The following is a 9,834-nucleotide window of genomic DNA, read 5'->3' on the forward strand; positions in this document are numbered from 1 at the left end:
CCGCGACCCCGACGGGCCCGGCCGCGGCGCCTGCACCGGCGGCCCCGGCACCGGCGGCGCTCCCGCCCGCGCTCGCGCCAGCGGCACTGCTGCCCGCGGACCCGGCCGAGGATGCAGCTGCGGTTCCGCCCGTGCCCGAACCCGCAGCGCTCGCCGTCGACGATGCGCTGTGTCCGGCCGAGCTGGCGGTCGGGGTCGCACCGCCCTGAGCGCGCTGCCCACCACCGCCTCCGCTGCCGCCGCCGTCGAGGACCTTCTTGGCACTGTTCAGGGTCGGCCCGCTGGGCATGGGGACCGGCCGATTCAGCGCCGACTTCGCCTCCTGCTCGCTCGACATGGCGTGGTACATGTCGAAGCCGACGAAGCTGAGGAACTTGTACGTGATGTAGGGGGCGAAGGCGGCGACGAACATGAGCACGATGCCGGCGATCGGGTCGCTGACCGAGGCGAGGTCGGCGTCGATGGGTGCGGAGACTTGGGCGACGGCGACGAGGAAGATCACGACGAGCACGAGCTTGGACAGGATCAGTGCGATCACGAACGCGACCCATTTGCCGAACCAGCCCTTCGCGGCATCCCAGGTCATGCCGGCCAGGGCGATCGGTCCGAACACGATCGCGACCAGCAGCAGGGCTTTGCGCATGAGGAGGGAGAACCAGACGATCGCGGCGGCGCTGACGGCGATGGCGCCGAGGAAGATCGTGACGATCGCGCCGACGCCGGGGGAGGCGATGTTGATCGCGCCCAGTCCGCCGACGAGGAGGGCGATGCGATCGCCCATGCCTTCCATGGTGTTGCCGGAGGCCTGCACGACGCCGATCGTGAGCTGGTCGGTGACCTCGAGCAGGATGCCCGTGAGGCCGACGATCACGAAGGAACCCAGCACGGACTTCGCCAACCCGACCCCCGCCCGGGAGAGGGCGGTCGGGTCGCGGTGGATGAGTCCGGTGATCAGCTGCAGGAAGAAGAAGATCAAGGTGACGAGCACGGCGACGCCGAAGAGCACGTTGTAGACGGAGAGGTAGGACGGGTCGGTGAGGTCGACGAGGGTCGTGGTGTCGAAGGCGGCCCAGACGGACTCGAACATCCAGGCCGCGGCGGCGCCGATCGAGGCGGCCAGCCAGTCGAAGGGTGCGGAGATCAGCGAGGCGGTGCTCTCGCCGACCTGATCGCAGACCGCTGCGATGACCGGGACGTCGCAGACGCTCATCATCCGACCCCGTGGATGCGCGGCTCGCCTCAGACGGCCTGGCCGACGTTCCAGAAGAAGTTCGTCAACGTCACCGCGGCCCCGCAGATCACGGCCGCGCCGCACGCGATGAGGACGCCGGCCTTCCCGCGGGAGGCCAGGTGCGGGTTCGACGAGTTCGCGCCGAACCCCCACACGATTGCCGCGACGATCAGCGCCAGCACGGCCAGGATCAGTCCGACCGTCATGACGGCGCCGACGATGATGCGCAGCTGCTCGATGCCGGGCAAACCGGTGCCATTGGGGTCGATGTCGATCATGGGGAGCTCCTCGGTCGAATGGGAAGGGTCGACTGAGAGGTGCGCTGGTCGTACCCATGCCAGCAGGTGTCGGTTGGTCAACCGTGCACGGCAACATGCACAGTTCATGCTTTCGACGAGCGGGCCCTGAAGAGGCAGTGGGGCAGTTCCCTCGTGTCACGTGAATGGCTTGCGCGGGCCGAAGCCCGCACAAGCCAGCCTCATTCCTTGTCAAGCTCTATTAGCGCCCCACCAGAAATCTGGGTGTGCAAAGAGTGGTTCCCACTCCAACAATTCTAGAGTTCTATCGGGTGTCTGCAGTGCGCGGGGGAGTCCCGATTCATGAAGGAGCAACTTTCCCGTGTCCTTTTCGCCATGCAGGCGACGCAGCTCGATCGTCGTTTCCATTCCGGACGAGCTTGCCTCGGTCATGCGCCACGTATCGATTGGCTGACGGCCCCAAATGGGGAGTCGCAGCGGGAAGGCAAGCTGTACTGCGGGCGGAAAGGAGCGCTTCTGGCCTGGGGTTACCGGTAGCTCATCGCGACGACCTTTCTCGGTAACAAGCACGCCATCAACTGGGTTGTAGATGCGGCGTTCGGCGAACTCAGGGCTCCAGGTTTCCCAGCAGCCAGCATAGGCTGATGTCCAGATCTCATGGATAGTGGGCGCATTCCCGGCTCTGTGATCTCGAACAAATCCATGGATCTCGCCGAGTTCACCAACTGGAGGTGGAACCTCGCCGATTGACAGTAGGGTGGCAATTGAACGAACTAGCAGATCCGTGGTCATACTCCCGCCTCCTTGCCACCTGGGAACTTGCAGACAACCGTCTTGTAACACTGCCATCGATGACCGACTCCAATCGCCGAGTAGTAAGTGAAGCGATGGTTGTAAAGACGATCCGTGACAACTAGGGTCCGGGGCTCAATGTGATATTTGGCTGCGCCTCGGTCGAATAGGAGCGATCCCGAATCGGTGTACCTAGTGCGGAATACGTAATTGGGGCCACTGCTCGGGCCCAGATTGATTGCATCTAGGTAAGAAGGGGCTGCATATCCATTCTGGCGATAGAGCGTCGGGTAGATGCTGGCCGTAATCTGCCTCCCCGACAGGGAGGCCCAAGAATATGAAACCTTGGCGTAGGCATAGGAGCCTAGGTTTAGTACAACCTTGTTCTGAATAGTGGAACGCGATAGCCACTTTCCTTCGCGGCGAAGCCCGTAGACAAGTGTTGCGCCAATCGTCTCCTTATAGGTGGAGTTGATTACGCGATAGGTTCCGGTTAGGCCGCCCGTGCCCGGTGTGCTCGCCGCAACTCGGGCAAGATCCGTGCGTGACGCGCCGGTCTCCTCGGAAGCTGCGCCGTCATCAGTCGGCTTCGGCTGAATGGAATCAACTGCGGCGGCCGCGGAATCGTCATCGAGTCCGGTTAGGCTAACGCCCATCCCGGTCTCGACATTGTAAGCATAGGTCGTTCCCGTGGCCGCAGTCCGAAAGAAGCTGCTACTTTTGTCTGAGAGGGGTGAAATCACCTGTGCGTCAAGATTTGCATCCCCCGTGGATTGAGAGAGTTGAACAGTTGTTTCGTTGCACGAGACTTGTTGCTCTGTCGCTGGATCAATTCCGGACTGACCGGCTGAGATCGCCTCATCTGCCATCTCCGCACAGGCGGCCTCCGCCCATGCTACGTTGTCGACGTCTGTTGTCGTAAACGACCATGCTGGTGAACGCACGCTGACGACTGTACCGGTTTCCCCGGACGGCCCCCGAACGTCAACTTGCCAGTAATACGTGGTGTTCATCGCAAGAGTGCCCTGGGGGACATCAAACGCTCCGTCCAGCCAATCGCTGTCTACCTCGGGAACAGAAAGTCCGGCAATGCTGGTTGATACTCGATATCGGACCTGAGTCCCTGGGGCGAAGTCATCATTCTGTGTAGATGAAACCGACAGCGACGGTGAGGTCGGCGTAAACGCACCATCAGCCAAGTCTGGCGCTAGCGGCTTGCTGCTCCAATCGCCGAGACCAAACTGGTAAGAATTGGTATCTGCCTGACTCCCGATCGACCCACCGCCGACTCGCGCAGAGATCCTGTGCGCGCCTGCGGTGGCAGCAATGTAGACCTCGGTTGAGGTCACAGAGCCCGTCATGGCCAAGGGATCCAATTCGACATCATCAACCGAGATGACTGTCGACGCGTCACTAGTCGACGCGATCGGCGCTGATACAACGCAGATAATCTCTTCCGTCGGAACGACAGCATTCCATGAGCCAGCAGAATACGGTGCGGGGCAGGCAATGCTGGGCACGGTGGCATTGAAGTACCAGCCCTGCAAGTCGATCACGTAGTTTGTGGCATCGGCGACGTTGTTTAGGCTAATCTTGCCATTGCTGCCCAAAGGAACAGTAATAGTGTTTGATCGGATCGTTCCATCGTCGAAATTGATCGATGTAGTATTCGGGCGAGAGGTCCCATCCGCCCACACCGTTGCATTTCCTGGCCCATTCGTCGCGAGGCTGGTCAATGTCAATACGGCGGCAGTAATGCCCGAACCCATGGCTGGAGCTCCTGCGCGCCCAGCAACTTGAATTGCCCGCGTCTCATTCTTTCCCAATGGGCCGAATTCAGGAGTTCGGCTATCAAAGACTCGTCCCGTGGCTGGAGTAAACACCGCCCCCTTGGCGCCCGTCGCCGTGAAATACCCTTGGATATCAATAACCAAGTTGGTAATGCTGCCATAGTTGTAAATCGTCAACTTGCCGGCGGGCGAGAGCTTCACTTGCGCCTGCATCGAGGTCGCGACACTTCCCGCGTAGTTGAAGGAGTTTAGTGGCCGGGGTGTGCCGCTTGCATACGGTGTTAGGTATCCAGTGTTTGTCAATGTATTGACGGCAATTAGGTTTACGATCGCTGCCGATGCCCCGACGGGAATGTTTGCCGCGCCAGTGACTTGCACGTCAATACTGGCGCCATTCCCTAGACTGGATTTTGCTGCGCCAAGTCCGGATCGAGTGTCGACAATTCGGTTACCATTCATGGGGACAAATCCGCCCGGGGCCGTGCCGTCATCGCTCTCGGTGTAGTATCCTTGTACGTCGATCACTAGCCTGGCAACAGATTCCGTTTGCAGCTGAATGGTGCCATCGTCACTCAACGCAACTACGGCGGAGAAGGACGTGTTTTGCCTGTCATCGCCGCCGTAGATTCCCATTAGTGTCGACGGTGACTGGTCATTTGGACGGCCAAAAAGCTGGCCCTGCGCTGCAATCTCAGCAACTGTAGCCACGACGGAAACTGACCCCGCGCTGCCATCACTCGGCACTCCTGCAAGGCCGGCAACGTTCACAGTTCGCCAGGTGCGAGCGGGCATTGGGGTTGAGTACCCACCGAGTGCGTTCTTTGTGTCGAGGATACGACCGTTGGTCGGCACGAAGACTCCGCCCGTGCCAGTGTCGCTCAAGGCGTGAACGGGGGTGGCCGTCAGTAACGCCCCGATCAGCGCCACTGCGCCAAGTAGCGCCATGAACATTGGCCATTGCTTGACGCTTGGCTCGACTGTTGTTGTTTGCATGTGTGTCCTTTGCCTCACGACGTGTTGGCATGAGCTGAGCTGTGTTCGCGGCAGATGAAGGGACGCTTGGTCCCCTGTTCCTGCTGGAGGCGCGAAGGTGTCGCCGCGCTCCAGTCCGCGTCGTCAAGTATGAGCCCCGTGACGACCTCGCCTGGCCACCTGTCCACCGCACGAGCTGTACGCTGCGTCCTGACGGGGTGCCGGCGGATCGTTGACTCGAGGCTCGCGACATTTCCGCTGGCGGGCCGATCGCCGGAAGGCAGTAGCCACGCACCTGGGTCGTGCGCGTGCTTTCGATGACCGGGCTACTCGATACACGTCGACGCCGCGCGCACAGAAGTTGTTCGGTTGGCCTGCTCCTGCCTAGATCGAATAGGCGGTCAGAATGTTCCGCCGAGACGCAGCAGGAACTGAGCCCACGCTTGTCCGAGCCCCGCGAGGACTGCGGCGCCGCAGGCGACCCAGAGGCCGAGGCGGGCTCGGGTGGCCGTTTGGTAGTGGCCGTTGGCGGTGGCGAGGGCCCAGGTGATGGCGCTGATGATGATCATGAGCACGGCGAAGATCAGCGTGTAGGTCATGAGGGCGCCGATGATGTTGCGGAGTTCGGCGGCGCCGCCGACGGCGCCGAAGTCGGGGAAGATGTCCATCTCATGTGCTCCGTCCTGGTTGGCATCCCGAGAGGCTGATCGTGCCGCCGTCGATGTCGCCGGCGGCGTGGGCGTTCAGCCAGTCGAGTGCGTCGACGGCGGGCTGGGTTTGTCCGCCGGGGTGGATTTCGAGGTGCAGGTGCGGGCCGGTGGACTTGCCGGCTGAGCCGACGTCGCCGATGTGCTGTCCGGCGGCGACGCTGTCGCCGACGGCGACGTGGATGCCCGATTCGTACATGTGCGCGTAGAACGACGCGACCGGCTGCCCGTCGATGGTGTGCTCGATGATGATGAGTCCGCCGTAGGTGCCGCGTTGGCCGGCGAAGACGACGCGGCCGTCGGCGATGGCGAGTATCGGGGTGCCGGCCGGGGCGGCGAGGTCGCTGCCGGCGTGGAACGCGCGGGCGCCCGTGACGGGGTCGATGCGCCAGCCGAAGCTGTCGGTGCTCGTGTACGTGCCCTCCGGGAGCGGGAAGACGACTCGGGAGGTCTCCGGCACGCCGGGATCGGCGCCGCCGGTCCCGGCGCTTGCGCGGGTGAGCGCGGCGAGGATCGCTTCGGCGACCGGCTGGTACTCCCGGTACCGATCGGGGAAGGCGCTGACTTCGACAGCCTGCGCTGCGGCGCCGGGGTCGAGTTGCTGCCAGCCGGGGACGTCGAGCAGTCCTCGCGGTGAGCCGCCGTTTGGGCCGAGCGGTCCGCCGATGAACGCGCGGGTCTGGTAGCCGGCATCCATGAGTTCGGCGACGGTGCCCCAACCTGCGGCTGGGCGCATCTGGAAGATGCCGAGGGAGTCGTGGTCGGAGGCATCCCCGTCGTTGGGGTAGTCGGCCGATTCCGGGTAGGCGCCGGTGTTGGCGAGCATCCGCAAGCGCGACTCGGTGAGCCCGGCCATGAGGGCGACAATGACGCCGGCACGGCCGACGCCGGGGGTCTGCGATCCGATCGTGGTGATCGTCGCCGCGTGCGCGAGCTGCTGCTTGTCGAGGGTGACGCTCGTGCCCGAGCGGGTCTTCGCGGTGAGGGTGTCGGGGACGTCGCCGACGACGAGCGAGCCAGACGCGCAGGATGCCATGGCCGGGTTGACGAGGGCGGCGACGGCGACGACGGTGCCGAGCGGGCCGATGATGATGAGGGCGATGAGGATGCCGATGAGCTTCTTCATGTGCCGGCCTCACTCGAGTGGTGCGTCGAGACGGGAAAGGCGCAGCAGTGCGCACGGGTCGTCGGCGGGGCAGACGACGAAGACGGTGAAGGCGACCGGGCGGCTCGAGTGCTGCGGCTCGGTGTTCCAGATGCCCTCGCGATGCCGGGTGCCGGTGATCGTGAAGGCAGCGGCACCACGCGGGATCTGGCCCGTCGCGGCTTGGGCGACGGCGGTCCTCCAGGCGGCGGGTTCGGTGACGGTGTCGATCTCGAGCCACTGGCGGGTGCCGTACTCGCGGAGCTGCGCCCACATGTCGGTGCTTGGCAGGTAGTCGCGGATGTCTGCGGCGAGACCCGCGGCTTCGTCGTGGTCGGCGGCGTCGACGAGGGGCTGCTGCCAGGTGACGAGGCCGTCGGATGAGCGGGTGTCCCAGGTGAAGAGAGCACGGGCGACATCGCGCGCGAAGCGGTCGGCCTCGGTCGTCTCGAGCACCGGGCGGGGCGCCTCGATCCGGGCGGCGGGTACAACTGCGGCAGGCTCCGTGCTCGGCGTCACCGCCGTGTCAACCGACTGCGTCGTCTCGGTGTTGTCGGCGAGCAGTCCGTAGAGTCCGAAGCCGATGAACGCAAGGAGGACGACGCCCGTCGAGATGAGTGCGACCAGCAGCCGGCGGCGAGGAGCGAAGCGCATCGGTCGGCCTCACGCGGAGACGTCGAGCTTCGCCGAAGCCGTGCTCGCGTCGTCGGCGCGCAGTGCCCGAAGCCGTTCGGCGAACTCGACGGTGCCGGCGAGCGTCGCGGTGAACTGCTCCCACTGCTCGGCGGTGAGGTCGCGGGCGATCTCGTCGGCGTCGTATCGGTTCCACCAGCCGTCGAGGTCGCCCCAGAGGTAGACGAAGTGCTTGACCGGCAGCGTCGTGGCGGTCGGCACGGCGGGTGCCGGCGTCGCACCCCGCTTGCGGGTGCGAGCCGATCGGACGCGGGCGAGCGCCTCCTGCGCGAGCCTTTCGAGTTCGGCGGCGTTGGATGCCTGCTCGGCAGTGCGCAGGTGCGCTGCGGCTTGGAGCGCAGCATCCTGCGTGCTCGTCGGCTGCGAGGCGTCCGCGCCGATCGCTTCGATCTCGGCGATCGCCATGCCCGCATTGACCCGCTGGAACTCGGGCTTGACGGTCGCGCCGGCCTCGATCGCGGCGAGCGCCTGCGCGGCACGGGCGCGGGTCTCGTCGTCGACGCGCTCGTCGTCGGCGATGTCCTGCAGCTTGCCGACGCGCTCGAGGGTGTTGAAGGAGTGTCCGCCGACGAGCTGGGCCGCTTGGACGCGGGTGTCGCCGCGGTGCTCCCAGAGGTCGGCGTCCGACGGTGCCGATCCGGGATCGGTACCGTGCGACCTGGGGTTTTTTCCGCCGGCGGTGAATCGTGTGGCCTGCTGGCGGCGTGCGGCATCCTCGGCGAGGAGGATCACCGCCTCCCGGTAAAGGGCGGCCGCCTCGATGGTGTTGAGGGGCTTGTGCAGGCTGTTGTCGTCCTGCTCGGCGAGCAGGCGCTCGAGCTCGTCGGAGATCCCCGACCGCACCCACACATTGACGGTGCGCACCCCGAGCCGCTGCAGCGCCGCGAGGCGGCGCGCGCCGCAGACGAGCAGCCCGTCGGGCGTGACGGTGATCGGCTGCAGCAGGCCGTGCGCCTGGATCGAGGTCGCGAGGGCGTCGATGTCGCCGAGGTCGGCGCGGTGGCGGGCGCCGACGCGGATCGAGTCGAGCGTGCGCGCGACTTCGACGTGCCCGCGGTCGGCGGTCACGAGAGCATCCTCGGGGCGTTGACGACGACGGGCTCGACGAGGTCTTCGTCGCCGAGCAGGTCGCGCACGGACTCGCCGCTGATGAGCCGGTAGAGGATGCCTCGTCCGCGCATGGTCTGCTCGCGGACGTCGTCGCAGGAACCGAGCAGAGCCCGCAGCATGGTCGTCCAGGCCCGTTGCGGCAGGTCGAGCAGCACCCGGGTGGTGACGTCGCGGCGGAGCGTGTCGAACGCTGAGATCCGCGACGGGGCATCCGCGAGGCGTCCGCAGACGAGTTCGACGCCTTCGTGCGAGCGGGACTCGGGCCAGCCGAGGAGTACGAAGAACGTGACCGCGTCGTGCACGGCGGAGGCGACGACGCGGTGCTGCCCGGCCACCTCGAGGACCTCGTCGGCCGGTGCCGAGCGGAACGCCGGGTGGTACTCGGGCAGTTCGTGCTCGCGATCGCTGAACCGCTCGGCGTCGTGGTGCACCGAGACCTCGGCGCGGCGTGCTTTGTCGACCGAGCACAGCAGCCCTTGCGAGCGTTCCTCGGCGATGCAGGTGATTTTGACCGCCTGCGTGACGACCGCCCACGGGTCGTCGGCCCGCACGGTCGCCGCGGCCCGCATCACGACGAACGCGGCGGTCGCGGCCTCCCACGGGTCGAGGCCGTGCTTGCGCGCGAGAGCCGCGTACCGCTGGGCGGTGAAGGCCATGAGTTCGGATGCCTCGGGGTCGCGGCGCCAGGCATCCTGACCGGCCGAGCCGAGCCGCGTGAGGAGGCGACGGAGCCCCTCGGAGTCGCGGAAGGTGAGCGGGCGGGCATCCTTCGCCCCTGGGTTCTGGTTCATCGCGGCACCTCTCGATTCGTCGGTGTGCATGTCCGCGGTCAACACGATGGACATCGCTCACCTCCGCCCGAGGCCGTGCCGGTTGAATGCCGGAGTCTCCGGCGCGCGCCCGAACTCGGAGAGGGGCGCCAGCCTGCGAGTGCGATCCCGGATCGCCCGGCCCGCGCTCGTCGGCACGTTGCGTGCGTGGCGGACGAGCGCCGACTCGAGGTCGATGCCGAGGCCGGCGACGCGTCCGGCGCCCTGCGTGAGCAGGTCCGACGCGCGAACCCAGGCGACGCCGCGCTGCCCGGGCGCGCCAGGTGCGCCCGGCGCTGGCGCGGTGTGCGGCCGCGTGCGGCCGGTGA

At 65.8% G+C, this 9,834-nt stretch carries 10 protein-coding genes; all 10 read right to left on the minus strand.

Annotated features, from left to right (window positions below; genetic code table 11):
- Positions 1 to 1,210 (minus strand): conjugal transfer protein TrbL (locus GB864_RS17020; protein WP_202107342.1); only part of this gene is annotated, 1,210 nt, incomplete at its 3' end.
- 29 nt (positions 1,211 to 1,239) lie between these two features.
- Positions 1,240 to 1,509 (minus strand): DUF6112 family protein, encoded by a 270-nt coding sequence (locus tag GB864_RS17025; RefSeq protein ID WP_160426884.1) that lies wholly within the window; start codon positions 1,507 to 1,509, stop codon positions 1,240 to 1,242.
- A gap of 210 nt (positions 1,510 to 1,719) precedes the next feature.
- Positions 1,720 to 2,280 (minus strand): hypothetical protein, encoded by a 561-nt coding sequence (locus tag GB864_RS17030; protein ID WP_160426885.1) that lies wholly within the window; start codon positions 2,278 to 2,280, stop codon positions 1,720 to 1,722.
- On the minus strand, positions 2,277 to 4,862 hold the full coding sequence (locus GB864_RS17035; RefSeq protein WP_160426886.1) for a hypothetical protein: 2,586 nt from the start codon (positions 4,860 to 4,862) through the stop codon (positions 2,277 to 2,279). The genes GB864_RS17030 and GB864_RS17035 overlap by 4 nt, the downstream gene beginning before the upstream one ends.
- A 581-nt stretch (positions 4,863 to 5,443) precedes the next feature.
- Positions 5,444 to 5,710, minus strand: a complete 267-nt coding sequence (locus GB864_RS17040) for a DUF6112 family protein (RefSeq protein WP_160426887.1) — start codon at positions 5,708 to 5,710, stop codon at positions 5,444 to 5,446.
- A 1-nt stretch (position 5,711) separates the two neighbouring features.
- Positions 5,712 to 6,875: a M23 family metallopeptidase gene (locus tag GB864_RS17045; protein WP_160426888.1), complete on the minus strand. Its 1,164-nt coding sequence runs from the start codon at positions 6,873 to 6,875 to the stop codon at positions 5,712 to 5,714.
- 9 nt (positions 6,876 to 6,884) lie between these two features.
- The gene (locus GB864_RS17050) at positions 6,885 to 7,547 is read right to left on the minus strand and encodes a hypothetical protein (protein WP_236779214.1); all 663 of its coding nucleotides are present in this window, start codon (positions 7,545 to 7,547) and stop codon (positions 6,885 to 6,887) included.
- A gap of 9 nt (positions 7,548 to 7,556) precedes the next feature.
- Positions 7,557 to 8,654, minus strand: coding sequence for a ParB N-terminal domain-containing protein (locus GB864_RS17055; RefSeq protein WP_160426889.1), 1,098 nt, complete (start codon positions 8,652 to 8,654; stop codon positions 7,557 to 7,559).
- The gene (locus GB864_RS17060) at positions 8,651 to 9,541 is read right to left on the minus strand and encodes a hypothetical protein (RefSeq protein WP_236779215.1); all 891 of its coding nucleotides are present in this window, start codon (positions 9,539 to 9,541) and stop codon (positions 8,651 to 8,653) included. The genes GB864_RS17055 and GB864_RS17060 overlap by 4 nt, the downstream gene beginning before the upstream one ends.
- 3 nt (positions 9,542 to 9,544) lie before the next feature.
- Positions 9,545 to 9,834 (minus strand): hypothetical protein (locus tag GB864_RS18660; protein WP_236779216.1); only part of this gene is annotated, 290 nt, incomplete at its 5' end.

The organism is Agromyces seonyuensis (genome assembly GCF_009789225.1).
GTDB classification, from domain to species: Bacteria; Actinomycetota; Actinomycetes; order Actinomycetales; family Microbacteriaceae; genus Agromyces; species Agromyces seonyuensis.

Bases quoted from the DNA above. Each gene is read 5' to 3' on its own strand.
- GB864_RS17025 (WP_160426884.1), bottom strand. From the start codon at position 1,509: ATGATCGACATCGACCCCAATGGCACCGGTTTGCCCGGCATCGAGCAG.
- GB864_RS17030 (WP_160426885.1), bottom strand. From the start codon at position 2,280: ATGACCACGGATCTGCTAGTTCGTTCAATTGCCACCCTACTGTCAATC.
- GB864_RS17035 (WP_160426886.1), bottom strand. From the start codon at position 4,862: ATGCCCGCTCGCACCTGGCGAACTGTGAACGTTGCCGGCCTTGCAGGA.
- GB864_RS17040 (WP_160426887.1), bottom strand. From the start codon at position 5,710: ATGGACATCTTCCCCGACTTCGGCGCCGTCGGCGGCGCCGCCGAACTC.
- GB864_RS17045 (WP_160426888.1), bottom strand. From the start codon at position 6,875: ATGAAGAAGCTCATCGGCATCCTCATCGCCCTCATCATCATCGGCCCG.
- GB864_RS17050 (WP_236779214.1), bottom strand. From the start codon at position 7,547: ATGCGCTTCGCTCCTCGCCGCCGGCTGCTGGTCGCACTCATCTCGACG.
- GB864_RS17060 (WP_236779215.1), bottom strand. From the start codon at position 9,541: ATGTCCATCGTGTTGACCGCGGACATGCACACCGACGAATCGAGAGGT.